Annotated in this window: 16 protein-coding genes; 5 read left to right on the forward strand and 11 right to left on the reverse strand. The window is 58.3% G+C overall.

The features are described 5' to 3' along the window. From ACZRMO_RS00815 to ACZRMO_RS00850, 8 genes are all read right to left on the reverse strand, one after another. Window positions 1–1011 carry an ABC transporter permease subunit gene (locus ACZRMO_RS00815; RefSeq protein ID WP_003171721.1) on the reverse strand — a complete coding sequence of 337 codons (1011 nt, stop codon included), beginning with the start codon at window positions 1009–1011 and terminating at the stop codon, window positions 1–3. Window positions 1012–1087: 76 nt separating this feature from the next. Further along, window positions 1088–2686: an ABC transporter substrate-binding protein gene (locus ACZRMO_RS00820; protein WP_463971590.1), complete on the reverse strand. Its 1599-nt coding sequence runs from the start codon at window positions 2684–2686 to the stop codon at window positions 1088–1090. 81 nt (window positions 2687–2767) lie between these two features. Next, window positions 2768–4171 carry an OprD family porin gene (locus ACZRMO_RS00825; protein WP_463971591.1) on the reverse strand — a complete coding sequence of 468 codons (1404 nt, stop codon included), beginning with the start codon at window positions 4169–4171 and terminating at the stop codon, window positions 2768–2770. A 170-nt stretch (window positions 4172–4341) separates the two neighbouring features. After that, window positions 4342–5946, reverse strand: coding sequence for an ABC transporter substrate-binding protein (locus tag ACZRMO_RS00830; protein WP_463971592.1), 1605 nt, complete (start codon window positions 5944–5946; stop codon window positions 4342–4344). A 303-nt stretch (window positions 5947–6249) separates the two neighbouring features. Beyond that, window positions 6250–7878, reverse strand: coding sequence for an ABC transporter substrate-binding protein (locus ACZRMO_RS00835; RefSeq protein WP_463971593.1), 1629 nt, complete (start codon window positions 7876–7878; stop codon window positions 6250–6252). Window positions 7879–8136: 258 nt separating this feature from the next. After that, window positions 8137–9738, reverse strand: coding sequence for an ABC transporter substrate-binding protein (locus tag ACZRMO_RS00840; RefSeq protein WP_463971594.1), 1602 nt, complete (start codon window positions 9736–9738; stop codon window positions 8137–8139). Window positions 9739–9860: 122 nt separating this feature from the next. Beyond that, window positions 9861–13190 carry a dermonecrotic toxin domain-containing protein gene (locus tag ACZRMO_RS00845; RefSeq protein ID WP_463971595.1) on the reverse strand — a complete coding sequence of 1110 codons (3330 nt, stop codon included), beginning with the start codon at window positions 13188–13190 and terminating at the stop codon, window positions 9861–9863. 180 nt (window positions 13191–13370) lie between these two features. Continuing rightward, window positions 13371–14081: an SIMPL domain-containing protein gene (locus ACZRMO_RS00850; protein WP_463971596.1), complete on the reverse strand. Its 711-nt coding sequence runs from the start codon at window positions 14079–14081 to the stop codon at window positions 13371–13373. A gap of 205 nt (window positions 14082–14286) precedes the next feature. Here ACZRMO_RS00850 and ACZRMO_RS00855 point away from each other — a divergent pair, with 205 nt between their 5' ends. Together ACZRMO_RS00855 and ACZRMO_RS00860 are read left to right on the forward strand one after the other, a co-directional pair. After that, window positions 14287–15549, forward strand: a complete 1263-nt coding sequence (locus tag ACZRMO_RS00855; protein ID WP_124527493.1) for an ATP-binding protein — start codon at window positions 14287–14289, stop codon at window positions 15547–15549. Next, window positions 15542–16102: a response regulator transcription factor gene (locus ACZRMO_RS00860; protein ID WP_003171731.1), complete on the forward strand. Its 561-nt coding sequence runs from the start codon at window positions 15542–15544 to the stop codon at window positions 16100–16102. Before ACZRMO_RS00855 ends, ACZRMO_RS00860 begins: the two co-directional genes overlap by 8 nt. Before the next feature lie 121 nt (window positions 16103–16223). On the opposite strand, the gene ACZRMO_RS00865 is transcribed toward ACZRMO_RS00860, so the two are convergent. Continuing rightward, entirely contained in the window at window positions 16224–18866 is a 2643-nt protein-coding gene (locus ACZRMO_RS00865; protein ID WP_463971597.1) for a dermonecrotic toxin domain-containing protein, read from the reverse strand. Between the two features lie 141 nt (window positions 18867–19007). After that, entirely contained in the window at window positions 19008–21695 is a 2688-nt protein-coding gene (locus ACZRMO_RS00870) for a dermonecrotic toxin domain-containing protein (RefSeq protein ID WP_463971598.1), read from the reverse strand. 183 nt (window positions 21696–21878) lie between these two features. Here ACZRMO_RS00870 and ACZRMO_RS00875 point away from each other — a divergent pair, with 183 nt between their 5' ends. Continuing rightward, window positions 21879–23603, forward strand: a complete 1725-nt coding sequence (locus tag ACZRMO_RS00875) for an ABC transporter ATP-binding protein/permease (RefSeq protein WP_463971599.1) — start codon at window positions 21879–21881, stop codon at window positions 23601–23603. Window positions 23604–23810: 207 nt separating this feature from the next. On the opposite strand, the gene ACZRMO_RS00880 is transcribed toward ACZRMO_RS00875, so the two are convergent. Beyond that, entirely contained in the window at window positions 23811–24248 is a 438-nt protein-coding gene (locus tag ACZRMO_RS00880; RefSeq protein ID WP_003171734.1) for a Z-ring associated ZapG family protein, read from the reverse strand. A gap of 147 nt (window positions 24249–24395) precedes the next feature. On the opposite strand from ACZRMO_RS00880, the gene ACZRMO_RS00885 reads away from it, so the two are divergent. Then, entirely contained in the window at window positions 24396–25025 is a 630-nt protein-coding gene (locus ACZRMO_RS00885; RefSeq protein ID WP_463971600.1) for an alpha/beta hydrolase, read from the forward strand. A gap of 24 nt (window positions 25026–25049) precedes the next feature. Beyond that, window positions 25050–26405, forward strand: a complete 1356-nt coding sequence (locus ACZRMO_RS00890) for a tryptophan--tRNA ligase (protein WP_463971601.1) — start codon at window positions 25050–25052, stop codon at window positions 26403–26405. The last annotated feature ends 46 nt before the right edge of the window (window positions 26406–26451 follow it).

Raw genomic sequence — 26451 nt, forward strand, 5'->3', positions numbered from 1 at the left:
TCAGCGCTGGTGACGGATGCGTGGGTTGGCGAAGCCGTAGAGGATATCCACCACGAAGTTCACCAGGATCACCAGGCAGGCGATCAGCAGGATGCCGTTTTGCACCACCGGGTAGTCCCGTGCGCCAATGGCTTCGATCAGCCATTTGCCGATGCCGGGCCACGAGAAGATGGTTTCGGTCAGGACCGCACCGGCCAACAGCGTGCCGACTTGCAGGCCGACCACGGTCAGTACCGGGATCAGCGCGTTACGCAGGCCGTGGACGAATACCACGCGCGCCGGCGACAGGCCCTTGGCCTTGGCGGTACGGATGTAGTCTTCGCGCAGCACTTCGAGCATCGACGAACGGGTCATCCGTGCGATCACTGCCAGCGGGATGGTGCCGAGCACGATGGCCGGCAGGATCAGGTGGTGCAGCGCGTCCCAGAAGGCGTCCGGCTCGTCAGCCAGCAGGGTGTCGATCAGCATGAAGCCGGTGCGCGGCTCGATGTCGTAGAGCAGGTCGATACGCCCGGACACCGGGGTCCAGCCCAGGCTCACCGAGAAGAACATGATCAGGATCAGGCCCCACCAGAAGATCGGCATCGAATATCCCGCGAGGGAGATGCCCATCACCCCGTGGTCGAACAGCGATCCTCGTTTCAAGGCCGCGATCACCCCGGCCAGCAGGCCCAGGATACCGGCGAACAACAGGGCGGCCATGGACAGTTCCAGGGTCGCCGGGAAGAGGGCGGTGAACTCGGTCCACACGCTGGTGCGGGTACGCAGGGATTCGCCAAGGTCACCCTGGGCGAGCTTGCCGACGTAGTCCAGGTATTGCGCATACAACGGCTTGTTAAGGCCAAGGCGTTCCATTGCCTGTGCGTGCATCTCGGGGTCGACGCGCCTTTCACCCATCATCACTTCGACGGGGTCGCCAGGGATCATGCGAATCAACGCAAACGTGAGCAACGTGATGCCGAAAAACGTGGGGATCAATAACCCCAGTCGGCGGGCAATAAAACTAAACATCTTGTCGTGTACCTCAATCAGCCGGTTAGGCAGGTCCGGCACCACCCAGGTGGGCGGTGCCGAGCGTTTTTCTTATTTACTTCGCCTGGGTAGTGGCGAAGTTATTGGTGCCGAGAGGGCTAAGGGTGTAGCCCTCTACGTTTTTGCGCATGGCGGTGAACAGTTTCGGGTACGCCATGGGAAGCCATGGTTGGTCTTGTTCGAAAACGTCCTGTGCTTGTTCATAGAGCGCCGCGCGTGTGGCGGGTTCCTTGGCGGCACGGGCCTTGTCGATCAAGTCCTGAAACTCCTTGTTACACCAGCGCGCGTAGTTTTCGCCGTTTTTCGCTGCATCGCAACTCAGGTTCGGCGTGAGGAAGTTATCCGGGTCGCCGTTATCGCCCACCCAGCCGGCCGAGACCATGTCGTGCTCGCCACCTTTGGCGCGCTTGAGCATTTCGCCCCATTCCATGACTTTGATATTGATCTTCAGGCCAATCTGCGCCAGGTCAGCCTGCATGCGCTGGGCGCCCAACATTGGGTTGGGGTTGGTCGGCCCGCCGCCGTTACGGGTGAACAAGGTAAATTCGGTGCCTTCCGGTACGCCGGCTTCCTTGAGCAGGGCGCGGGCTTTGTCCAGGTCCCGTGGCGGGTTTTTCAACTTGTCGTTGAAGCCCAGCAAGGTCGGCGGATACGGGCCGGTGCCCACCACCGCGTTGCCTTTGCCGAACAGTGCGTCGGTATAGCCGGCTTTGTCGAACGCGATGTTGATGGCGTGGCGTACCCGCGCGTCGCTCATGTATTTGTGGGTGGTGTTCATGGCGATGTAGCTGGTGGTCATTGCCGCCAACCCGTCGACCTTCAGGTTCGGGTCGGCTTGCATGCTCGCCACGTCATCCGGTTTTGGATACAGCGCGACCTGGCACTCGTTGGCCTTGAGCTTTTGCAGGCGCACGTTGTTGTCGGTGGTAATCGCCAGGATCAGCGGATCGGCCGGCGGCTTGCCACGGAAGTACTCCGGGTTGGCCTTGTAGCGCACCTGGGCGTCCTTGGCGTAGCGCGTGAAGATAAACGGCCCGGTGCCGATCGGCTTGGCGTTCAGGTCATCGGTCTTGCCGGACTTGAGCAACTGGTCGGCGTATTCGGCGGAGTGGATCGAGGAAAACGCCATGCCCAGGTCGGCCAAAAACGGCGCTTCAGGACGGGTCAGGGTAAAGACGACGGTGTGATCGTCGGTTTTCTCTACGCTCTTGAGCAGTTCCTTGAAGCCCATGCTTTCGAAGTACGGGTAGCCCACGAGGGACTTTTTGTGCCACGGATGGTTCGGGTCCAGCTGGCGCTGGAAGCTCCAAAGCACGTCGTCGGCATTCAGGTTGCGCGTGGGTTTGAAGTAGTCGGTGGTGTGGAACTTGATGTCTTCACGCAGGTGGAAGGTATAGGTCAGGCCATCTTCGCTGATTTCAGGCAGGGCCTTGGCCAGCGCCGGAACCACTTCGGTGGTGCCGGGCTTGAAGTCCACCAGGCGGTTGAACATTGTTTCCGCAGCGGCGTCAGCGGTGACGGCCGTGGTGTACAGGACCGGATCGAAGCCTTCCGGGCTGGCTTCGGTGCAGACCACCAGCGGTTTGGCCGAAATGCCGACGGCCACGCTCAACAGCGCAGCGGCGATAGCGGCTTGTAGCGGGAGCATTTTCATTCGCAGACCTCGAACAATCGATGGGACCAGACAAGCGTAAACGGCGGGCTCGTCCTGAGCCCGCCGTCTACCTGGCGCTAATTAAAGAATGTTGAACGGGATGGTGGTAACCAGACGGAACTCTTTGATAGAACCGTCAGATTGGTTTGCACTGGCACGGTGTTCGACGTAGGTGGCGCGAATCGCGGTGGCCTTGAGCGGGCCGCTCTGGATTGCGTAGCTGGTCCCTACACCGTATTCCTGATGCTTCTCGCCGTCCTGTGTCTCGATACCGGTATAGGCGAACGCACCGTTACGGTTACCTGTGTAGTGAGTACCGTCGATGCCCCAGCCGCGAGCCGTGTAGATGTTGAACTTCAGGCCCGGCACGCCGTATTCGGCCATGTTGAGGCCATAGGCGACCTGGAAGGATTTCTCGTTCGGACCGTTGAAGTCGGAGGTCAGGGAGTTGGCCAGGTAGATGCCGTTGGTTTCGTGCAGGTAGTCGAAATACTCGTTACCGTTCACTTCCTGATAGGCGAACGTCAGGCTGTGAGCCTGGTGCGTAAGGCCAAGCGACAACGAGTAAGTGTCGTTGTCGATGTAGCCCATCAACTTTTTGCCTTCATCGACGGTTTTGTAGTAGTTCAGGCCGGTGGTCAGAGACAGGGTCTGACTGTCACCCAACTCGTGGGTTGCGCCGAAGTAGTACTGGTTCCAGAAGTCTTTCACTTGGGCGCCGAAGAAGCTGGTTTTCAGGCTTTCAAACGGCTGGTAGTTGGCACCCAGGGTGTAGACCTTGTCAGTCGTCGCGCTTTTGGCACCTTGTTGGCTGTACTCTGCGCGGAACTTCGACAGGCTCTGCTCGGTACGTGGGGAAACGCGGTCGAACACGCCACCCTGGAACGACAGGTTGCTGAATTCTTTGCTGTCGAAGCTCACGCCCTGGAAGCTCGAAGGCAATGCACGGTTACCGATATTGTCAACAATCGGTGTGCTGAAGTTTTGGCGACCTGCGGTCAAGGTGGTGTTCGACGCGCGGAACTGCACGTTGGCCAGGCCCAGTTTGCTCCACTGGTCTACAGCATTGCCGTTCGAATCAGCCAGGGTGCGGTTGGAGCCGCCCTTGATATCACGCTTGCTGCGGTCCAGCACCAGAGCGTTGTACAGCGCCACTTCAGTCTTGACGCCCACGGTGCCCTGGGTGAAACCGGAACTGGCGTTGAGGATGGTGCCCTGTACCCAGTTGGTACGGTTACGGTCGGTCTTGATCTGGTCATGCTCGCGGTATTTCCAGGCACCGCCACGGTACAGGCTTTCGTGGGAGTACCAGTTACGCGTGGTGCCGCCCAGGCTGAAATCTTCGATAAAGCCTTTGGCCTCGCTTTGTGCGCTCGTGCCGGCCAGTGTGGTAGGAACGAAGTCCTGGCTGGCGGGTTCAGCGTAGGCGGTTGCCGTGATGGTGCTGATGGCCAGGGCCAGAAGCGCTTTGCTGCTCAGTTTCATGGGTGAAGCTCCTTTGGTTCTCTTTTTTATGCCGGTCTTATTAGGTGATCCGGCTATTGGGTTTGTAACTCGTTCAAGCCTTTGCAAACGTTTGCCTTAAGGGAATTCCCGAAATAAGGCTGCACGTTTGCCGCAGAGCCAACTTCGCTCTGCGCCATCCGGTTATTTTCTTATGGGGTGATACTGACGCCCGAGAACACGTTGCGGCCGAAGGGGCTCACTTTGAAACCTTCGACTTTGGCGCTTAACGGCTGGTTGACCGTCGAGTGGGCGACCGGCGTGATCGGCACCTGCTGCTTGAGCAGTTGCTGCGCCTGTTTGTACAGAACAGTCCGTTGTTCGCGGTCGGTGACGACCTTGGCTTGCTTGATCAGCTTGTCGTACGCCGGGTCACACCACATGGAGTAGTTGTTCCCGCCGATGGCGTCGCAGCTATAGAGGGTGCCCAGCCAGTTGTCCGGGTCACCGTTGTCGCCGGTCCAGCCGATCAAGCTCACATCGTGCTCACCGTTCTTGGTGCGCTTGATGTATTCGCCCCACTCGTAGCTGACGATCTTCACTTTCAGGCCGATCTTGGCCCAATCGTTCTGCAGCATTTCTGCCATCAGCTTGGCGTTGGGGTTGTAGGGGCGTTGTACGGGCATCGCCCACAGGGTGATCTCGGTGCCTTCTTTCACGCCGGCAGCCTTGAGCAGTTCCTTGGCTTTTTCCGGGTTGTAGGCGGCGTCCTTGATGGTGTCGTCGTAGGACCACTGCGTCGGCGGCATGGCGTTGACCGCCATTTGCCCGGCGCCCTGGTACACGGCGTTCAGGATGCTTTGCTTGTTCACCGCCATGTCCAGCGCCTGGCGCACTTCGAGCTGGTCGAAGGGCTTGTGGCGCACGTTGTAGGCGATATAACCGAGGTTGAAGCCCGGCTTGGTCAGCAATTGCAGGTTCGGGTCGGCCTTGAGGGCGTCGACGTCGGCGGGGCGTGGGTGCAGGGTCACCTGGCATTCGCCGGCCTTGAGCTTTTGCACGCGCACCGACGCGTCGGTGTTGATGGCGAAGATCAACTGGTCCAGCTTGACCTTGCTCGGGTCCCAGTACTGTTTGTTGGGTGCGTAGCGGATCTGCGAGTCTTTCTGGTAGCGCTGGAACACATACGGGCCAGTGCCGATCGGCTTCTGGTTGATGTCGCTGGGCTTGCCGCTCTTGAGCAGTTGCTCTGCGTACTCGGCCGACAGGATCGCGGCGAAGCTCATGGCGATGTTCTGCACGAACGCGGCGTCTACCGTGTTCAAGGTCATCACCACGGTGTGCGGGTCGGTTTTCGCGACCTTGGCGATGTTCTTGTTCAGGCTCATCCCGTTGAAGTACGGAAACTCGGTGGGGTAGGCCTTGCGGAATGGGTGCTCGGGGTCAAGCATGCGGTTGAAGGTGAACAGCACGTCGTCGGCGTTGAAATCGCGCGTCGGCTTGAACTCCTTGTTGCTGTGAAATTTCACCCCTTCACGCAGGTGAAAGGTGTAGGTCAGGCCATCTGGCGAAATATCCCACTTGGTTGCCAGAGCAGGTACTACGTTGGTCTCGCCTTTTTCAAACTCGACCAGGCGGTTGTACAGCGGCTCGGCCGCGTCGTTGTCGGTGGCGGTGGTGTATTGCGCGGTATCAAAACCAGCGGGGCTGCCTTCGGAGCAGAACACCAGGCTCTTCTTCTCGGCGGCGTGGCCCATCGTGGCCACAGCCAGCAGGCTGGTGGCAAACAGTGCAGATAGAACGGTGGTATGGCGCATGACGATCCCGATCCTTGTTTGTAGTTGTCGTCAGCGAGCAATCACCCGGTCGTTGAGAACCGGGATGCATCGCTGACCCCACACGGCAAGTGCCCTATCAGATTGAAGCTTCTGCGGCCCTACGACGTTATGGGTCGAGGGCTGCGCAGTAAATGCACAAAATCTGACTGTTGTTGTAGGTAACGGAGACGCAGGTCGAAGTTTGTTGCCGTAGGACGGCAACGGGTTCGGCTGTGGTCTATTTCCTACGTCCTGGGCGGATGCAATAACGGCGACGTTATGAAACGTCGCCGCTAGTGACCCTTACTTGCCGCTTACGCTCACGCCGTAGAAGGAGTTCAAGCCAAACGGGCTGATCTTGAAGTCCTGCACGTTGTTGCGCATGGGTTGATACACCGTCGAGTGCGCGATAGGTGTCATCGGGACAGCATCTTTGAGGATATGTTGCGCCTGCTTGTACAGCTCGGTGCGTTTGGCGACATCCGAAGTAGCCTTGGCTTCTTTCACGGTGTCGTCGAATTTCTTGTCACACCATTTGGAGAAGTTGTTACCGGCCAGCGAATCGCAGCCGAACAGCACGTTCAGCCAGTTGTCCGGGTCACCATTGTCGCCGCTCCAGCCAATGATCATGGCCTGGTTCTCGCCGCCTTTGGAGCGCTTGATGTACTCGCCCCATTCGTAGCTGGTGATCTTCACGTTGAGACCGATCTTTTTCCAGTCGTTCTGCAGCATTTCAGCCATCAGCTTGGCGTTCGGGTTGTACGGACGCTGAACCGGCATGGCCCACAGCACGATCTCGGTGCCTTCCTTGACGCCAGCTTCCTTGAGCAGCGACTTGGCTTTCTCAGGGTCGTACTTGGCGTCTTTGATGGTGGTGTCGTAGGACCATTGGGTCGGCGGCATGGCGTTGACAGCCAGTTGGCCGGCGCCCTGGTACACGGAGTCGATGATTTGCTGCTTGTTCACCGACATGTCCAGTGCCTGGCGTACGCGCAGGTCGGCCAGCGGGTTTGGCTGATCGCTGCCCTTGACCTTGTCCATGACGTTGTAGGCGATGTAGCCCAGGTTGAAACCGGCCTGGTGCGGCAGTTTCAGGTCCTTGTCTTCGCCCAGCGCCTTGAGGTCGGCCGGACGCGGGAACAGGGTGACCTGGCATTCGTTTTTCTTCAGCTTCTGGATACGCACCGACGGGTCGGTGGTGATGGCGAAGATCAGGTTGTCGATCTTCACGTCTTCAGGTTTCCAGTAATCCTTGTTGCCGGTGTAACGGATGTTCGAGTCTTTCTGGTAGCTCTTGAACACAAACGGACCAGTGCCGACCGGCTTCTGGTTGATGTCCTGGGGCTTGCCGTCTTTCAACAGTTGAGCGGCGTATTCGGCCGACTGGATCGAAGCGAAGCTCATGGCCAGGTTCTGGATGAAAGCCGCGTCCACGGTGCCAAGGGTGAACTTGACGGTGTGGTCATCGACTTTCTCGATGTTCTTGATGTTGGTGTCCATCCCCATGTCCGTGAAGTACGGGAACTCGGTGGGGTAGGCTTTGCGGAACGGATCGTCCTTGTTGATCATGCGGTTGAACGTGAACAGCACGTCATCGGCATTGAAGGTACGGGTCGGTTTGAAGTACGGGGTGGTGTGGAACTTCACGCCGTCGCGCAGGGTGAAGGTGTACGTCAGGCCATCCGCGGACACGTCCCACTTGGTGGCGAGCCCAGGAATCACAGCGGTGCCGCCGCGTTCGAACTGGGTCAGGCGGTTGAACATGGTCTCTGCCGAAGCATCGAAGTCTGTTCCGGTGGTGTACTGGCCTGGGTCAAAACCGGCCGGGCTCCCTTCGGAGCAGAACACCAGGTTAGTCGCCGCTTGGGCGAAAGGAGCTGCGGCCATAAGGCCAGCGCTAACAATTAACGGAATGACTGCGTGTTTAAGCATGTTGGCCTCATGATTTGTTGTCATTTTTGGTGGTGAGGGCGACCTCGTGAGCCGGCCTGCGGATACTTATGCAGGGGCCATACCCATTGCAAGATGCAGAACCGTTACGAGGTTGAAACAGTGGTACGAACGTACAGGAATGTCGCAATTATGAAAGTTTCTACATAATTGAGTACATATTGAGGTTTTTTTCGGTGCGCAGGGCGCACCAAAAGAGACCAACCGAGGCGTCTAGCGCACTCGGTTGGGGCGTTGCTGTTACTTATCTAGACTGACGCCGTAGAAGGGCGTGAGCCCGAACGGGCTGATCTTGAAGTCGCGCACTTCCTTGCGCAGGGGCTGGAAAACCGTCGAGTTCGCAATAGGTGTTATAGGTACTTGTTCCTTAAGGATTTTTTGCGCCTGCTGATACCACTTGATGCGTTGCTCGCGGTCACTGCTGACCTTGGCCTGTTGCACCAGTTTGTCGTAGTCAGGGTTACACCATTTGGCGTAGTTGCTGCCCTTCACCGCAGCACAACTGTAGAGCACGCCAAGCCAGTTATCCGGGTCGCCGTTGTCGCCGGTCCAACCGTAAATCATTGCGTCGTGCTCGCCATTTTTGGCGCGCTTGATGTATTCGCCCCACTCATAGCTGACGATGTTGGCCTTGATGCCGATTTTTTCCCAATCCTGCTGGATCATTTGTGCCGACATTCGCGCATTGGGATTGGATGCACGCTGGACCGTCATTGCCCACAGGTTGAGGGTGGTGCCCGGTGCGACGCCTGCTTCTTTTAGTAGCGCCTTGGCCTTGGTGGGATCGTAGGGGGCATCCTTGATGTTCGGGTCATAAGACCACTGTGCCGGTGGCAGGGCGTTCTGCGCCAATTGCCCGGCGCTCTGGTACACGGCCTTGATGATTGCCGGCTTGTCGATGGCCATGTCCAGGGCCTGGCGCACCTTGAGCTGATCCAGCGGCGGATGGGTCACGTTGTAGGCCAGAAAGCCCAGGTTGAACCCGGCTTGTTGCAGCACCCGCAAGTTGGGGTCCTGTTTCATCACCTCGATGTCGGACGGGCGCGGGTAACCGCTGACCTGGCATTCGCCGGCCTTGAGCTTTTGCAGGCGCGACGCGGCGTCGGGGGTGATGGCGAATACCAGGTTGTCGAGCTTCACGTCCTCGGGTTTCCAATACTGTTTATTGGCCACATAGCGAATCTGCGAGTCTTTCTGGTAACGCTTGAACACGAACGGCCCGGTACCGATGGGTTTCTGGTTGATGTCTTCGGCCTTGCCGTCTTTCAACAGTTGGGCGGCATATTCGGCGGACTGCACCGAGGCAAAGCTCATGGCCAGGTTCTGCACGAACGAGGCGTCGACGTTGTTGAGGTTGAAGCGCACGCTGTGCTCGTCGAGTTTTTCGACGCTCTTGATCGTGGTGTTCAAGCCCATGTCGGTGAAATACGGCGACTCGGATGGGTAGGCCTTGCGGAACGGGCTCTGGGCATCCAGCAGGCGGTTGAAGGTGAACAGCACATCCTCGGCGTTGAAGTCGCGGGTCGGGGTGAAGAAGTCCGTGGTGTGGAACTTGACGCCATCCCGCAGGTGGAAGGTATACGTCAGGCCGTCCTTGGACACGTCCCAGCTTGTGGCCAGGCCGGGTTCCACTTCGGTGCCGCCGCGTTTGAACTGGGTCAGGCGGTTGAACACGGTTTCAGCCGAGGCGTCGAAATCGGTGCCGCTGGTGTACTGGCTGGGGTCGAAACCGGCGGGGCTGGCTTCGGAGCAGTAGACCAGGGTGCTGGCCGCCTGGGCCACGGGCATGCAGGCCAGCAGGCTGACGGCGAGGAGGAGCGGTTTGAAGGTGATTCTTTCCATGGAGACCCCTGAGGTGGCAGGTGTAGGCTGCCCATACGTAAACGGCGGTCACCGAGGTTACCGCCGTTTACGACTGTCAGGTAGGTAGGCACACAAAGTGACTGTTGGTGGGGCCCCTCTGTTTATATTATGACCGAGGTTGAAATTTCAATTTTGGTGGGGGCGCTTTTGTCGATGGTGTAACCGTCGCTGTCCAATTCATTGCTCATCCGTATCTTGAACGTTCGAGTGCTGCTTACATCCAAGTCCCGAGTCGTGACAAGATCGTCTCCCATCTCCGTACGTAGCTTCCATTGGGTGACGGCCGTGACCGTTTGCACTTCACCTTTCGGGTCGTACGTGATCGTGTAGAACTTATCTGAAGCCTTTACGCTGAAGCCCTCTTTCAGCGTGGGTGGCGTCAATTCAATAGAAGCGGGAAATGACGCCCCTTGATGGGCCACTTCCGAAATTCGCGCGCGTAGTGCCGCGTCGGGAATGGTGGCCTCAAATTTTTCCAAACGGTGTTTGAGCGTGTCTTCCTCGTCTTCTGCTTTATAGCTCAGTTCGGTCTTTACGTCACCGGCCGGGTCTTTGGTGACCACCGTGTAATGCTCACGCTTCAAGTCCGGTGCGAAGCTTGAGGAGTACTCACTTTCTGAATAAGGCGATTTCTGTGCCGATTCTCCTTCGGTGACGGAAAAATTACCGTCATCCACCGTCCATGACGTGTTCAGCTTTCTCTTGAGCGTTCCATTCTCTTCATAGAACTTGCTGCTGAGGAGGTAATCCTTGTCAGGATTGAAGTTCAAATAGTTGTCAAATTTCTCTGCACCGCTAATGCGCGAACCATCCGACTCGACAAATTGCTGGGTAAACCGTACGACTGTTCCTGACCCGTTGCTCGGCGTTGGCGAAGGCGTACGAGACCACCATTTACCGCCATCCCCCGGCGCACGTGCCCACTCGCCATCGCGTCCAGGCGTTACCACCATCAGCCCCGCGCCTGTGTTCGGATTAATGATCCGGGCGAAAGAATCTCCCGACCGGTAGCGACCGGAGATTTCAAATATGCCGCTCTTGCCCGTCTCGTCGGTGACGCGTACGAATTGGCGGAATATCCCATTGGCGTCAGTCAACCGGTAAACCCCGGACGCATCGCGCACGGCATTGCTGATCAGCGCTTCACCTTCGGGTACGGCGTATTGGGCCATGGGAATCAGTGAAGGCGAGTTTGGCAGAGGCGACTGCGCCGGTGAGTCGATCGTTTGACTGCCAGTGGAGGTGCCAGGCTGGGGTTCTTCGACCGCAGGGGCTTCGGGTTTAGGGCGCGGTTCCGCGGGCGGTCGTGGTTGCTCGGCGGGCGCTGCAAACGGGTCTTCGGGGGTGGCGCTGGCGCCGGCCGAGAACAACACGTTCAGCACCCCATCGAACGCCTTGGACGCACCGTCCTTGCGTTCCGCCTCGGTGTCACCGGACGATGCCTTTTCTGTTCCCAGTCCCACCTCAGCCAAGCTTGTGATGAGCGAGACAGCCGCAACCGGTGCCGCGATGGGGGCCAGCTTGACCAGTAAGCCTGCGGCCACGGTAATGTCGTTCAGCCAAGTATCCCGGATCACCTCGCTGTTGGATTTGATCACGATGTCTGCATCGCTGCTCATACGCACTTTGCTGGCAGATGCCAGTGTGGAAAACACATCGCCTTCGATCTTTGAGTGGCTGGCACTGATGGCCGGCCCCTTCAGGCTACCGTCTGCCATTTCGCTGAGTACGGTGTCCAGACCTTTGGATTTAGCAGCCGAAGTTACAAGAGCGAGTCCTGGGATCAACCCCTCAAGAATGCTCTCACCTACGCCTGGTTTATGCGTATGGTCTTGCCGAGAGGCCAGCGGAAAATGAGCAGCCAAGGCCTCGCGTTTTTTTGGGTCATTGGCTTGGTTAGTGATCCACTTATTCAACTGCTCGAGAGAATCGAATCTCAGAAACGCCGGCACGGCTCCCGGTATGTAGATGACTTGCCGGCTACCGTCGTGCGCACTGAATCGCACAATATCGCTGGACGTAATCCCGTGGATGTTGAGGGCGTACGCCTTTACAACGTCGTTGACCGGAGCCTTGGTCTTGAGTTGCTCTACGCTTAGCGGCGCGTTTTCATCGAGTGGCAGGTTGGACACGGCGCCCATGACCAAGCGGTAGTCGTCACGCGTAAATCGATGTTCGGGCGCCTGCACCGCTTGTTCTGCCGCGGGCTTGGCCTCGGCCGCCTTCAATTGCTTGCGGGCCTGGTAGGTGAACTCTCCTTTGATGGCGACCTCATAATTTTCGGTATGCGTGCTCCAGAACTTGTCGATCTTCTTGTCCATTTGGCCTTGGAAATCGGTTTTCCAGCTCTCGTGCATGAGTTTGGAGGGGGCCAAGGGGAATTCGTTACGGGCGCCGTATCCGCCTGTTGCACCTGCGCCGTATCCAACGGTGTATAGGCCGGCGTGAGTATCCAATTCGCCTGGAATTCCGTCATGTTCGGAGAAGTTTTTCAGCAGCGCATCGGGCAGGCGCAACGACGATTTTGGTTCATCGTTGAGATGCTCGGCGCCTGAGGCGGTGGCTCCGTTCAGCGGAGTGTTGTAGTTGTCGAAGCGATTGAAATAGAGGGTGTCCGCGTCGACATGTTTGCCGGTCAACTTGAAAATGAGTGCCTCCGCCCACTTCTTTGCTTCTGCCCGTGTGTCAGGCAGGTTAGTAGCAACATCGACTGCCAGATGCTTGTACTCCAGCGTTTGAGGAGCGCTGCTGTAGAACGTGGCTGCATTTTTTTTGTGCACCTCCAGGGCGCCCGCTGAGCGGCTACTGGCCGGGCGCACACGGTCGTCCGCCGGGATAGGGTCGAAGGCTTTTTGCTGCTCCAGATGCCTGATTTGATCAGTGGCCTTGGAACGGCTTGCAGGCAGCGCAATGCCCTGGAAGTTCGCCACCACTTCGTCGCTGACCTGTGTGTCGCCATCACCGAATCGCACGCGCAAGGCACCTTTGTTTTCGGGGGCGATCACTTTTGCAGCGTCCAGCAACGGGCCAGAAACCTGGCCCCAGCCGGAGGTGTCCGAGAGAGAAAAGGTTTTGGTCTGTGCGCCGGCCCCGACGGTCAGCGTGCCCTTGAAGGGGTCGATTGAAAGCAAGGCAGAGGGATCGATCTCCTGCTCGCGCATCCAGCCTTGCACAACCGGGTGTTCCACTTGGGCCCGATACAGCTCCAGCCATTGGCCCAGCACGCTCTGGGGTGGCACCTTCACCAGACCTGCATCGTTGTGCAGTACTTTACGTTGTACCGCTGCAATGTATGCGTTGAGCAGAGCGGTCTCGTGAGGGGACGCCGTTGTACCGGAGCCCGCCTGTGGCACCGGTGTTACGGGGGAGCGCGTGGGTAAATGGGTGGAATGTTGTTGGAGGGGCGTAGCGTAAGTCGCAGAGATAGACATGATCTGGGTTCTCCTGAGGTAGACAAAATGCCTACGCAGCATTCCTTGTAGCTGCGGCATTGTCTGTGTCGGGAAAAACCGGTCGAGGATTCCAGCGAACATACTGCGGCATATGACAATGCCCAAAAAAAAGGCGCAAACCTGCGAGGGATGCGCCGTTGTTACCGCCTTTTTGTGCAGTTATTGCAAGACTTCAATCACCCCATCGGCACTCATGCTCACCTGGCTGGTGCCAGCTTCCACGTCCGGGGTGGGCGCTGAATCCATCGCGGCAGCTTTCATCATCATCCCGCCACGGGCGTACGGCTGTGGATAGCCATTGGTATTGAAGTTCAGGTTGACGATCTTGTAGCCCTTGCCGCCCAGTGCATCGGTGGCCAGTTGGGCGCGTGCCTTGAAGGCAGCGACCGCGTCCTTGAGCAATGCGTCTTCGCTGGCCTTGCGCGTGGCGTCGGCGATGGCGAAGTCCATGCTGTCCATTTTCAGGGTGTTCAACAGTTCGCCGGTGAGCTTGGACAGGGCCGGGAAGTCCGCGCTTTCCAGGCGCAGCTCGGCGCGTTCACGCCAGCCGGTGATCTTCTGGTTCTTGTTGTCGTAGATCGGGTAGCTGTTGCGGCTGCCTTGGCGCAAGGTCACGCCTTTGACTTCGCGGGCCTGGCCCAAGGCCTTGTTCATGGTGGTGGTGATTTCGGCGGCGAGCTTGGCCGGGTCGCTGTTCTGGGACTCGGTGTAGAGGGTCACGATCATCTTGTCGCGGGCAACCTCCTGGCTGGCCTCGGCGCGCAGGGAAATCTGGTTGTAGTTCAGACCTTCGGCAGCCACGGCCGGCAGGCTGGCAAGAGTGGCTACGCCGAGGGTGATGACAGCTGCGCTGCGAGTGAAACGGGACATGAGAGCTCCTTGAGATAGTCGTGTTCGGTATGACTGTAGACGGTGGCATCCGGTTCTTCGGGTTTACACATTCGCTACAAGTTGTGCAGGTGCCGACGAACGGTCATTTGCCCAGCCTGCGGCAAAGAGCCACACACGCCGTGCCAGCCGGCCGGCATCGTTTATACTCCTGCCGATCCGCCTGCAGCGCTCACCGGGAGAGCTCATGCTCGCCGCCGTAAAACTGACTTCCGCCACCCGCCAGAACCTTTGGCGCCTGACGTTCATTCGCACGCTGGTCCTGGCCGCACAGGCCGGCTCCGTTGGGCTTGCCTATTGGTTCGACTTGCTGCCACTGCCGTGGCTGCAACTGGGGGTGACCCTGGGCTTCTCCACCGTGCTGTGTGTGTTTACCGCGATCCGCTTGCGTACCACCTGGCCGGTGACCGAGTTGGAATATGCGCTGCAACTGGCCTGCGACCTGTTTATCCACAGTGTGTTGCTGTATTTCTCCGGTGGTTCCACCAACCCGTTTGTGTCGTATTACCTGGTGCCGCTGACCATTGCCGCAGTGACCTTGCCGTGGCGCTATTCGGTGGTGCTGTCGGGCATCGCGCTGACGCTGTACACCCTGCTGCTGGCGCGGTTCTATCCGCTGCAAACCTTCCCCATCGCCCGGGAAAACCTGCAGATCTACGGGATGTGGCTGAGCTTCGCCCTGTCCGCCGCCGTTATCACCTTTTTCGCCGCACGCATGGCCGAAGAGCTGCGCCGCCAGGAAGAGCTGCGCGCCATCCGTCGTGAAGAAGGCCTGCGCGACCAGCAACTATTGGCCGTCGCCACCCAGGCAGCCGGCGCCGCCCATGAGTTGGGCACGCCGCTGGCGACCATGAGCGTACTGCTCAAGGAAATTATCCAGGACCACCACGACCCAGCCCTGCAGGAAGACCTCAGTGTGTTGCAGGAACAGGTCAAGCAGTGCAAGCAGACCTTGCAGCAACTGGTACGCGCCGCCGAAGCCAATCGCCGCCTGGCGGTCGAGATGCAGGACGTGACCCAGTGGCTCGACGAAGCCCTGAACCGCTGGCACCTGATGCGCCCCGAAGCCAGTTACCGCTTTCACCTGCTTGGCCAGGGCGCGGTCCCGCGCATGGCTCCGCCGCCCGACCTGACCCAGGCGTTGCTCAACCTGTTGAACAACGCCGCCGACGCCTGCCCCGAAGGCCTGGGCGTGCAGTTGGACTGGGATGCGGAAGACGTGACCATCAGCATTCGTGACCACGGCGCGGGCGTGCCGCTGGCCATTGCCGAGCAGATCGGCAAACCGTTCTTTACCACCAAGGGCAAAGGCTTCGGCCTCGGCCTGTTTTTGAGCAAGGCCAGCGTGACCCGCGCGGGCGGCTCAGTGAAGCTCTATAGTCATGAGGAAGGTGGCACGCTCACCGAGCTGCGCCTGCCCCGTGTCGCACGAGGAGATATCGATGAGTGACGAGATCCAAGTCGAAGGCGAAGAACTGCCGCACCTGTTGCTGGTAGATGACGACGCCACCTTTACCCGCGTGATGGCACGCGCCATGAGCCGTCGCGGCTTTCGCGTGAGCACCGCCGGTTCCGCCGAAGAAGGCTTGACCATCGCCCAGGCCGACCTGCCGGACTACGCCGCGCTCGACCTGAAAATGGACGGCGACTCGGGCCTGGTGCTGTTGCCCAAGCTGCTGGAACTCGACCCGGAAATGCGCGTGGTGATCCTCACCGGTTACTCCAGCATTGCCACCGCCGTCGAGGCGATCAAGCGCGGTGCCTGCAACTACCTGTGCAAACCGGCGGATGCCGACGACGTGCTGGCCGCCTTGCTTTCCGAGCACGCCGACCTCGATACCCTGGTGCCGGAAAACCCGATGTCGGTGGACCGCCTGCAGTGGGAACACATCCAGCGCGTGCTGACCGAGCACGAAGGCAACATCTCCGCCACCGCCCGCGCCCTGGGCATGCATCGTCGTACCTTGCAGCGCAAGTTGCAGAAACGCCCGGTACGCCGCTGAGTCGGCTGAAAAAGAGTCAGAATTACATCCTGGCGTGCGCCGTCATCAAGCAATTGCTGACGGCGTCATCAACGGAGAATGTCCGGTTGTTGCAGTGTATTTCCTGCTCTTTCAGGACGCCTCAACCGAAATAGTCAGGGAACTTATTCGGCCCCATGTACAGGACGTTCGACGGTGTCAAAATGATGTCCTTGGGCATCTTCATCTCAATGAACGGGCTGCCTGACGTGATAGGCCCTAGATTCTGCGGAACCTGGTCGCTACTGAATATCACCATATAGTCGCCCCTGCCCACATAGCGTTCATTACCTAAAAACAACAGGTTTTCGACATTCTCCCCATTAAATTGCTGCCCGGGTGGGTTGACGTAGATACCGCCTTTGGAACCAGCGCGCGTTTCATTACGCAAGACATCACTAATGCGCTGCTGCCGCGTGATGGCTTCTAGGCCAGCCTTGTCGGTGTAGTGAATGTAAACGGGTTTGCCGTTGTACGTCCCCGAATCCAGTATCGATTGCCAATTTGGGTTATTGAGCAATGGCTTGTTCGATGTCGATGTTGAGGGTTTGTCGTTATTTGGGACGGTTTGTTTTTCCGGTATTTTCTTGACCCCACCCTGCCCGCGAACCGCCTCCCATGTCTCGTCGCCGACATTGCGTACGGTTATCACCGTTTTGCGGGTGGATGGGTCGATAATCTCGACGTTGCCGCTGCCCAGTTTAAAGTTGCTCTTGATCTCAAATACCCGGGTGGTGTGTTCGTCATAGCTGACTTTGATCAACCACCGGTCTTCACCGCTCGAGCTTTTGACATGATAGATACCGTTGGCGTTTGGGGTGGCGCCTGAGATCAGTTGTTCACCGTCCTCTACGGCGTAGTCCTTGATGTCGTTCGACTCAATACCCGACGGGCGATTGACGTTCGGCTCAACCTCGTTTTCAGGCGCGGGCTCAGAGGGCGTTGGCTCGCCACTGTCCGGCATGGGCGATTCTTCGGGTATTGTCTCAGGGGGCTTTATGTCATTAACAGCAGCTTCTCCAGCACTGCCCCCTTTCAGGATATGGGGGGCTACGATCAGCGCGGCATTGAGTACGCCGAATACAATTCGCTTAATGCCTCCTGGCTTACCTCTTATTTCATCGTCGACCCCGATACCTGCTGTGATTATCCCTGTCGCCAGATAGTACGCGCTCAGCGCTATCTCGACTTCAGGCATCACTAAAGCCAGCGGGGCTAGAAACAGCGCCGCTTTCGCAACCTTATCGAAGCCTTCAAGAACATGTCTTTTGCTGACGTCTAAATCGGTGGTTATTTTGGTGTCGGCATCGGCATAAGAGCGATCCTTTTGGCGTTTTGCGATTTCATCGAACGGTAATTTGAAGGGCTCTGTCGTGATGGTTGTTTGCGGGTTCCCTAAATCGCCATATCGTCGATACTCCTCGGTTTTCAACCCGCTGTGTGTGTAGAGGCCCTTCGGCCAAGTCCCGAGTTTTTCGAGTGTTTTGTCTAGACCCGGGCTCAAGAAGCGATTGGGCTTGTCCTTGAGGGGGAAGTGCGCGGCGAGCGCTGCACGTTTAACCGGGTCAGTCATTTGCTCAGCGAGCCACTTCTTCATTTCAGCTTGGCTGCTGAATGTGTGAATGGGCGAGGAGTTCCCGGGTATGTAAAGCAGGGTCAGTGGAGGGACCTTTTTTCCGTTGGCGTCCAGTTTGACTTTGGTATCGGTGACGTACATAAGGTCGGTGGACGGATAGCTGCCAAGCTTCAGCAGGCCAGCTTCTATATTGGGATCCTTCGGCGGATCTTTCTTCAGCTGTTCATATGTGATGTCCGGCCATGACATTTTGTTGTCTGGCAAACCGGCCGCCCGCGCCGCCAGTTCCCGGGCCTCAGCGCTCAAGCTGCCTTCTTGGTGCTGGGCCATGGCTGATTTGGCGAAGGATGCTTTGGTGAGCGTCGGATATTGTTCTTTGTGGCTGCTCCAGAAGTTGTCCAAAAACTTATCGTAGGGCTTTTTAAAGTCGGCCTTCCAAATCAGTTTCTTGAACTCTGCCGGTGTGATCGGACTTTGGTTGCCCCCGTTGTACACCGGTGCAGGCAATTCAGGGGATTCAATGTAAATCCCTTGATAGGTGTGCGTGACGTCAGCTTTTTCACGGTATGGGTTGAAGCGGCTCGAGAAGTCACTCGACTGAGGCTTTTGAGCTTCTATGCTGGGCTTGACTATGACTTCTGGGCCACCTGCGTAGTAGGGCACCAGGAAGCCTTTTCCTTTTGGCGCATCTTGTGCGTTGGTGATCAGCGCCTGGGTCAGTGAGATTCTCTGGACGATTTTCGCGGGGTAAGGGGCATCGCCTTTTTTGTTGTAGTCGAAAGTAACCAGATAAGTGTTATCCGGGTCTATATTCCACATTTCCTTTTCGGCAGGGGTTGTTGCCTTCGCTGCCATCTCGGCGAATTTGTTCTTTAGAAAAATCGAGGCTTCTTCTGAGACGGTTTTGAACGACTGGCTAAGCTCTGCCGTGGCGGGGTCAATGCTGGGGTTGGAACCTACATCAACGGGGGCCGTTACTTTCTGACCAGTGCCGATGTTTTTGTCGGGTTCGGAGTTATTACTGACACTGTTCTTGTCACTTGGATTTGTGTCGATAGCGCGTCTATCACGTCGGCGTGCATGCGTGGACTGATCAGCGTTGTCTTGGCGGGCTAACTCTGGTTCAGCAAAGTTACGATAGGCGGACGTGGTTGTAGAGTTGAGGTGCATAGGCGTAGTCCGGGGAAGCGCAATGAGTCCCTTTTGTGTGGTTACGTGGTCAGAAAAGTTCCGGGTCCGGTACGCCGCTGAACGATAGCTGATCAAAACAACCCGGACTTCCCGGGTTGTTTTTTTTTGCGCTGCGGGTGCTCAGTAAGGGAAAGCGACGCGGCCGTCGAACAGGTCATAGCGCTTATCTGGCAGTTTGGCGGGCGCTTTGAAGGAGACATACAAAATGCCGTCCTTCATCTTGGTCGCGCTCACTTCAAGTGAGGCCTCCGGCTTGATCGCCACGTGGTCGGGGAGGGTACTGCTGGACAGGTTCTTCTTGGTGATCGATTCGTCGAAGATGTAAATCACCGGTTGCCGGTTTTGCCCGGGCATTGCGTTGTTTGCCCAGGTTTCCCAGCCTTTCGCGTTGAAGGCCTGAGTAGACGCCGATTGAACACCGCTGTCCCTGAAGACTTTTCCAACCCCATTTTTAAGCGTTTGGGCGCCCTCCGATGTCACGACGGCGTACCGGTAGGCTTTACCGTCGTAGTTGGTTTGTTCACTCAAGTCGGACAGGAATTCCTTCACACTTGGCGGATAGTTGTTTGGGTCGTGCTGGGTGCGAAGGACTTTATTTATTTCGTCCGAACCGGCTTCGGTGTACTCACCCAGGCTTTCGTAACCTTCAGCTTTGGATTGCTGTATCAAACGGGTCAACTCGTCCACGACCTGGTTGCGCTCGGCATCGCTGAGTGCGTCCTTGTCTTTATTGATCTGGCTGATGTCTTGGGCGAGTTGAGCTTTGGGGGAAGGTCTACCGGCGCTCCACGGGAAAGTGATGCCGGCCCCCTTGTCCAGGCGAACCCAATTGCCCTGCTTGTCGAGATGCACGGTCATGACCGGTTTTCTGGAGGTCGGGTCGACAATCTCGACGTACTGATCGCTCAGTTTGAAATTGTTTTTGATTTCATAAACCCGTTCTATGGCGGAGCGATCGGTGTGGCGAATGAACCATCGGTCCAGGCCTTCAGCGTCGGTGACGTGATAGATGTTGTGGGCGTTCTTCGGTGCGTGCTCTATGAGTTTTTCTCCACCGTCGACGGCATGGTCGCTGATGTTGCTGGATTCTTCGGCGCGCAGGCGATTGGCGGTTTCGGCGTGGGGCGGTGGTGTCACGTCCTCGGCAGGTGGCACGGGGGCTTCCTCGACAGCATTCTGCACCGCCGCCGACTCAATCAACTCTGTCCCTTTGCTTATCCTGGATACGCCTCCAGCGATGCCGGGCACCGCATTGAGTACGCCAAATACGATCCGTTCGGTGCCGTGGGATTTGCCGTGGGCAAGGTCATCGATACCGACTCCGACCTGGGTAATGCCCGCTCCTGCGTAGATCACATCCAGCGCCAGGCCGACTTCCGGCATGACAAACGCCAAGGGTGTCATCAGCAGTGCCGTGGCGGTTGCGGCCTCTGCCAGTTTCATTGCGGTGTTCTTGATCACATCGCCATCGGTGGTGATGTCGTGATCGGCGTCGGCGTAGGCGCGCTCTTTATGGCGCTGGGTCATGGCTTTGAAGGGGTCGCCCTTCAAGGGCTCCAGGGTGATATAGCGCTGTGGGTCCCAGTCACTGAGGCCAGTGAAGCCCAGTGCATTGGGTTTTTGTGCTGCGATCCAACCTCCCAGTCCTTCGAGGGACTGTTTCACGCCATCAGACAACATCTTGTCGTCCTGGTCGTTTTTGCTGAAGTGGGTCAGCAATGCTGCCCGTTTGATCGGGTCGGCTGCCTGTTCCGCCAGCCAGCTTTTCATGGCTTCGGGGCTGTCGAATCGGTGGATCGGTGACGAGTTGCCCGGAATATGCAGCAGGGTGGTTTTAATCGCTTTGCCGTCGTGATCAAGGCGGACCTTTTTGTCGATGATGTACAGCAGGTCGGTGGATACGTCGCCATTGATCGACAGCAGGCCAACGTCGACACCGGGATCCTTGGCATACGCAGCTTGCAGGTTGTTCACAGTGGTCTCAAGCCACGGCTTGTCAGGTCGAAGGCCCGATGCGCGCAGGACCAGCCGGGTCTCCTCTTCACTCAGGCTACCCTCCTTTTGCTGCGTATGGGCGGCCTGTATCAGCGCTACTCGGGTGAGCAATTCATAGGGCTTCTGATTGCTTGCCCAGAACCCGTCAAGGTAGGTTTTGTAGGGCCCCACCAACGCGGTGTCCCAGGCAAGATCCCGGAACTGCTGTGGGGTGATCGAGACCTTTGACGACAGGTCCGGCGCCGAGTCCCGGGCGGTGCCGGTGCTTCGAACGACATATTCGTGCGGCGGGTTCAGCAAGTCGTAGACCGTTTGGACGACTTGCCCGAAGGGAAGGATCCGAGCGCCATTGAATAAAAAGGATTGCCAGGGATGCTGTTTCGCTATTGCGGTAGACGATTCATCGTTCGTGTTCATCGAACGGAGATTGTTCAGCGCGGCTTCGGTGAGGCTGACCTGATTGAGGATCTTGCCGTTCGACGGCGTCGGTTGGGTGGCGTCGTAGTTGGTGGTTACGATGTAGGTACGGTCGGGGTCTACATGGAGGTTGAATTTATTGCGCAGTGCGTTGGCAATTATTTTCGAGGTTTCCTGGGCCGGTGTCAGCATGGCTTGGCTGGCGTTTTTTATAAGGCGCTCAACGCTTGGACTGGAGTGGGAGGCGTCGACTGTTTCATAGGCTTCGGTATCCCGGCCCGGCGAGGCGGGCGCTTGTTTGGCATCGTCAATGCTTTGTTCCTGGGCGGCAGGTGTGCCGGGCTGCAAGGGTAGGGCTGGCAGGCGTACAAACTGAGGCGATGTGGACGCGATCATGTGGCGTTCTCTCTCTGCAGGCGTTTTAAAGTGCCGAGAGTGAGTGGGGTGTTTTCAAATGCGGGTTGCCCGTCGATATGTGTCAAATAAACACTGAACATCGGCTGAATGAGCGTTCTGAATTAACCGATGCGTTTAAACCATCCGTTATGATCAACTCACACTATTGCGCCGAGCCGAACGATGAACCAGAACGCTGAGTACGGCGCCGTGAATGACGCGGTGCGTGGGCAATTCCTGCGCCGAACCTGGGCGATGATCACGCCGTATTGGCGCAGTGAAGAGAAAGGCAAAGCCTGGTTGCTGCTGGCGGCGGTGATTGGTCTGTCGCTGTTCAGCGTAGCGGTTTCGGTGTGGATCAACCGCTGGTACAAGGATTTCTACAACGCCCTTGAACACAAGGACACGGCCGCGTTCTGGCAGTTGATCGGCTATTTCGGCGCGATTGCCGCCGTGGCGATCCTGGGGGCCGTGTACCGCCTGTACCTGACCCAGATGTTGACCATCCGCTGGCGTGCCTGGCTCACCGAAAAGCACTTCGCCCGTTGGCTCGCCTACAAGAACTACTACCAGCTGGAGCAGGGCGGTTACACCGATAACCCGGACCAGCGGATTTCCGAAGACCTCAACAACTTTACCGCCAACACCTTGAGCCTCGGCCTTGGCTTGCTGCGCAATGTGGTCAGCCTGGTGTCGTTCTCGATCATCCTGTGGGGTGTGTCGGGCAGCATCGAAGTGTTCGGCATCACCATCCCCGGCTACATGTTCTGGTGTGCGTTGCTGTACGCCGCCGTGGGCAGTTGGCTGACGCATTTGATCGGCCGTCGCTTGATCGGCCTGAGCAACCAACAACAACGTTTCGAAGCGGACCTGCGTTTCTCCATGGTGCGCGTGCGTGAAAACGCCGAGAGCATCGCGCTGTACAACGGCGAGCCGAATGAGCAGCAGCGCTTGAGCACACGCTTCGGCAAGGTCTGGCACAACTTCTGGGACATCATGAAAGTGTCCAAGCGCCTGACCTTTTTCACCGCTGGTTACAGCCAGATCGCGATCATCTTCCCCTTTATCGTCGCCGCGCCGCGCTACTTCGCCGGCAAGATCGAGTTGGGCGAGCTGATGCAAATCAACTCGGCATTCGGCAACGTGCAGGAGAACTTCAGTTGGTTTATCAGCGCGTACTCCGACCTGGCGTCGTGGCGTGCCACCAGTGATCGTCTGCTGAGCTTTCAACAGGCCATGACTGACAATGAGCAGCGCCCGCCAGCCATTGACGTGCGCCCGCAAGGCGAGCGCCTGGTGGTGCAGGGCTTGGGCATGGACCTGGCCGATGGTCGCCACTTGCTGACCGATGCGGACATGACGGTGGAGCCCGGCCAGCGCGTCATGCTCAGCGGGCGTTCAGGCAGCGGCAAAAGTACCCTGCTGCGTGCGATGGGCCATCTGTGGCCGGCGGGGCACGGCAGTATTCGTTTGCCGGCTGCGCGTTATCTGTTCTTGCCGCAGAAGCCTTACCTGCCGATCGGTACGTTGACGGCGGTGTTGAGTTATCCACAAGACGACAGCGCTTACCCGGCAGAACGTTATGCACAGGTGCTGGAGACTTGCCGCTTGCCGCACCTGGTTGAGCGTCTGGACGAAGCCAACCACTGGCAACGCATGCTTTCGCCGGGTGAGCAGCAGCGCCTGGCGTTTGCCCGTGCGTTGTTGTTCGCGCCGCAGTGGTTGTACATGGACGAAGCGACGTCGGCCATGGATGAAGAGGATGAGGCGACGTTGTACCAGGCGTTGATCGATGAGTTGCCGGGGTTGAGCATTGTCAGCGTGGGGCATCGCAGCAGTCTCAAGCGCTTCCATGGGCGGCATGTGCGGATTGAGGAGGGGCGACTCGAGGAGCAACAACCTGCTTAAGGGGCTACTCAATTAATGTGGGAGTTGGCTTGTGTGGGAGCTGGCTTGCCTGCGATGGCATCGCTGCGGTTTAACTGACAGACCGAGGCGCCAGCATCGCAGGCAAGCCAGCTCCCACAGTTGACCGCGGTGCCAGATGGAATGAGCAGGTAACAAAAAGCCCGGCTGATCATCGATCAGCCGGGCTTTTTAGTGCTTGAAGAAAACTTACTTCTTCAAACCGTAATGCTCATCCAGCATGCCTGGGGCGTTCGGCGTTTTTGGCGCGTAGTCCCGTGGCGGCTCCTGGTTTTCCCGGGGTGGGGTCAGGCGCTCACGTGGTGTTTGCGGTGCATCGGAATGCAGCGCGGCCAGCAGACGCTGACGGGTGATGTCGTCGAGGGCCAGGCGGTTGGCGCCATCGGCGAGGTGGTCTTGTACTTCCTGGTAGCTCTGGGTGAGCTTCTTGACCAGGGTCGCGGTGCTGTTGAAGTGGGTAACAACCTCGTTCTGATAACTGTCAAAACGTTCCTGAATGTCATCCAGCTGACGCTGCGTGCGGTTAGGCGCGGCATTCGGCAGCAGGCGAGCAACCAGGAATCCAATGGCGACACCGGCAACCAGGGCAAGAGTCGGCAACAACCAAACTAAGAGCGAGTGTTCCACGAGTCCTTCCTCTATAAACGGCTTTGCTTTACGTTAACGGCTCAAACCTGCGCTGTATACCGCGATTAAGCTCGCAATGATGCCAAGCACAGACTTTTAGCTAGACGAGTTGACCCTTTGAGAGGTCACGGAGTTCATCTCTTGCTCATGCGTGAAACCCCCGTTTTGATCGATGGCCCGGTCGGCCAATTGGAAGCGCTGTACCTGGATCACCCCGAACCACGGGGCCTGGCGCTGATCTGCCACCCCAACCCGGTACAGGGTGGCACCATGCTCAATAAAGTCGTATCGACCCTGCAACGCACCGCCCGCGATGCCGGTTTGATTACATTGCGATTCAATTACCGTGGTGTCGGCGCGAGTGCCGGCACCCACGACATGAGCACCGGTGAAGTGGACGATGCCGAAGCGGCCGCCACCTGGCTGCGGGAAAAACACCCCGATCTGCCGATGACCCTGCTCGGTTTCTCCTTTGGTGGCTACGTGGCCGCCAGCCTCGGCGGCCGCCTGGAAGCCAAGGGTGAGAAGCTCGCGCACCTGTTCATGGTCGCCGCGGCGGTGATGCGCCTGTGCGACACCGACCCGCTGCCGTTGGGCTGCCCGCTGACCCTGATCCAGCCGGAAACCGACGAAGTGGTCGACCCGCAGACCGTCTACGACTGGTCCGCCGCCCTGAATCGCCCCCATGAGCTGCTGAAAGTGGCAGAATGCGGGCACTTTTTTCATGGCAAGCTCACCGATCTCAAGGATCTGGTGCTGCCGCGCCTCTCGAATTGATAGCAGTCTGATAAGCGATTACCCATGACGACTCGTACCCGTATCCTCACCGGCATCACCACCACCGGCACGCCGCACCTGGGCAACTACGCCGGTGCGATCCGCCCGGCGATCCTCGCAAGCCAAGACGCCAATGCCGACTCCTTCTACTTCCTGGCCGACTACCACGCCCTGATCAAGTGCGATGACCCGCAGCGCATTCAGCGTTCGCGCATGGAAATCGCCGCGACCTGGCTGGCCGGTGGGCTGGATGTGAACCGGGTGACCTTCTACCGCCAGTCGGACATCCCGGAAATCCCCGAGCTGACCTGGCTGCTCACCTGCGTTGCCGCCAAGGGCCTGCTCAACCGCGCCCACGCGTACAAGGCCTCGGTGGACAAGAACGTGGAAGCCGGCGAAGACCCGGATGCGGGCATCACCATGGGCCTGTACAGCTACCCGGTGCTGATGGCGGCGGACATCCTGATGTTCAATGCGCACAAGGTTCCAGTAGGTCGCGACCAGATCCAGCACGTGGAAATGGCCCGCGACATCGGCCAGCGCTTCAACCATCTGTTCGGCAACGGTAAAGAGTTCTTCACCATGCCCGAGGCGCTGATCGAAGAAAGCGTCGCCACCTTGCCGGGCCTGGATGGCCGCAAGATGTCCAAGAGCTACGACAACACCATCCCGTTGTTCACCAGCGCCAAGGACATGAAGGACGCGATCTCGCGCATCGTCACGGATTCGCGCGCGCCGGGCGAAGCCAAGGACCCGGACAATTCCCACCTGTTCACCTTGTTCCAGGCATTCGCCAGCAAGGCCCAGGAAGAAGAGTTCCGCGCCGAACTGCTGCAAGGCCTGGGCTGGGGCGAGGCGAAGAGCCGTCTGTTCCAACTGTTGGACGGTCAATTGGGCGAAGCCCGTGAACGTTACCATCAACTGATGTCGCGCCCGTCGGACATGGAAGACCTGCTGCTGATCGGCGCCAAGAAGGCCCGAGCCGTGGCGGCACCGTTCCTCGCCGAACTGCGTGAGGCGGTTGGCCTGCGCTCCTTCGTCGAGCAAGCCGCTGCGCCGGTTGCCGCCAAGAAGAAAGCCGCGAAAGCCGCACGTTTCGTGAGTTTCCGCGAAGACGACGGCAGCTTCCGCTTCCGCCTGCTGGCCGCCGATGGCGAGCAACTGCTGCTGTCGCGCAACTTCGCTGACGGCAAGGCCGCCGGTGCCGTGACCAAGCAATTGCAAAACGGTGACGCGCTGGACGTGCGCAGCGACGCCCTGGGCTTCAGCGTCTGGCTGGAAGGCAATGCCGTGGCCGACAGCGCCGAGTTCGCCGACGCCGCCTCCCGCGACGCCGCCATCGCTGCCCTGCGCATCGCGTTGACGCCAATCGAAGATTGACCCGACCAAGGGTTGATTGCCATTAATCAGGGCCGTCGTTACAGTG

The sequence above is a fragment of the Pseudomonas sp. B611 genome (assembly GCF_055407965.1).

What these genes read in the sequence shown, in the direction of transcription:
- ACZRMO_RS00830 (WP_463971592.1), bottom strand. Translation starts at nt 5,946, where the DNA reads ATGCGCCATACCACCGTTCTATCTGCACTGTTTGCCACCAGCCTGCTG.
- ACZRMO_RS00870 (WP_463971598.1), bottom strand. Translation starts at nt 21,695, where the DNA reads ATGATCGCGTCCACATCGCCTCAGTTTGTACGCCTGCCAGCCCTACCC.
- ACZRMO_RS00845 (WP_463971595.1), bottom strand. Translation starts at nt 13,190, where the DNA reads ATGTCTATCTCTGCGACTTACGCTACGCCCCTCCAACAACATTCCACC.
- ACZRMO_RS00840 (WP_463971594.1), bottom strand. Translation starts at nt 9,738, where the DNA reads ATGGAAAGAATCACCTTCAAACCGCTCCTCCTCGCCGTCAGCCTGCTG.
- ACZRMO_RS00825 (WP_463971591.1), bottom strand. Translation starts at nt 4,171, where the DNA reads ATGAAACTGAGCAGCAAAGCGCTTCTGGCCCTGGCCATCAGCACCATC.
- ACZRMO_RS00860 (WP_003171731.1), top strand. Translation starts at nt 15,542, where the DNA reads ATGAGTGACGAGATCCAAGTCGAAGGCGAAGAACTGCCGCACCTGTTG.
- ACZRMO_RS00835 (WP_463971593.1), bottom strand. Translation starts at nt 7,878, where the DNA reads ATGCTTAAACACGCAGTCATTCCGTTAATTGTTAGCGCTGGCCTTATG.
- ACZRMO_RS00850 (WP_463971596.1), bottom strand. Translation starts at nt 14,081, where the DNA reads ATGTCCCGTTTCACTCGCAGCGCAGCTGTCATCACCCTCGGCGTAGCC.
- ACZRMO_RS00885 (WP_463971600.1), top strand. Translation starts at nt 24,396, where the DNA reads ATGCGTGAAACCCCCGTTTTGATCGATGGCCCGGTCGGCCAATTGGAA.
- ACZRMO_RS00865 (WP_463971597.1), bottom strand. Translation starts at nt 18,866, where the DNA reads ATGCACCTCAACTCTACAACCACGTCCGCCTATCGTAACTTTGCTGAA.
- ACZRMO_RS00820 (WP_463971590.1), bottom strand. Translation starts at nt 2,686, where the DNA reads ATGAAAATGCTCCCGCTACAAGCCGCTATCGCCGCTGCGCTGTTGAGC.
- ACZRMO_RS00875 (WP_463971599.1), top strand. Translation starts at nt 21,879, where the DNA reads ATGAACCAGAACGCTGAGTACGGCGCCGTGAATGACGCGGTGCGTGGG.
- ACZRMO_RS00890 (WP_463971601.1), top strand. Translation starts at nt 25,050, where the DNA reads ATGACGACTCGTACCCGTATCCTCACCGGCATCACCACCACCGGCACG.
- ACZRMO_RS00815 (WP_003171721.1), bottom strand. Translation starts at nt 1,011, where the DNA reads ATGTTTAGTTTTATTGCCCGCCGACTGGGGTTATTGATCCCCACGTTT.
- ACZRMO_RS00855 (WP_124527493.1), top strand. Translation starts at nt 14,287, where the DNA reads ATGCTCGCCGCCGTAAAACTGACTTCCGCCACCCGCCAGAACCTTTGG.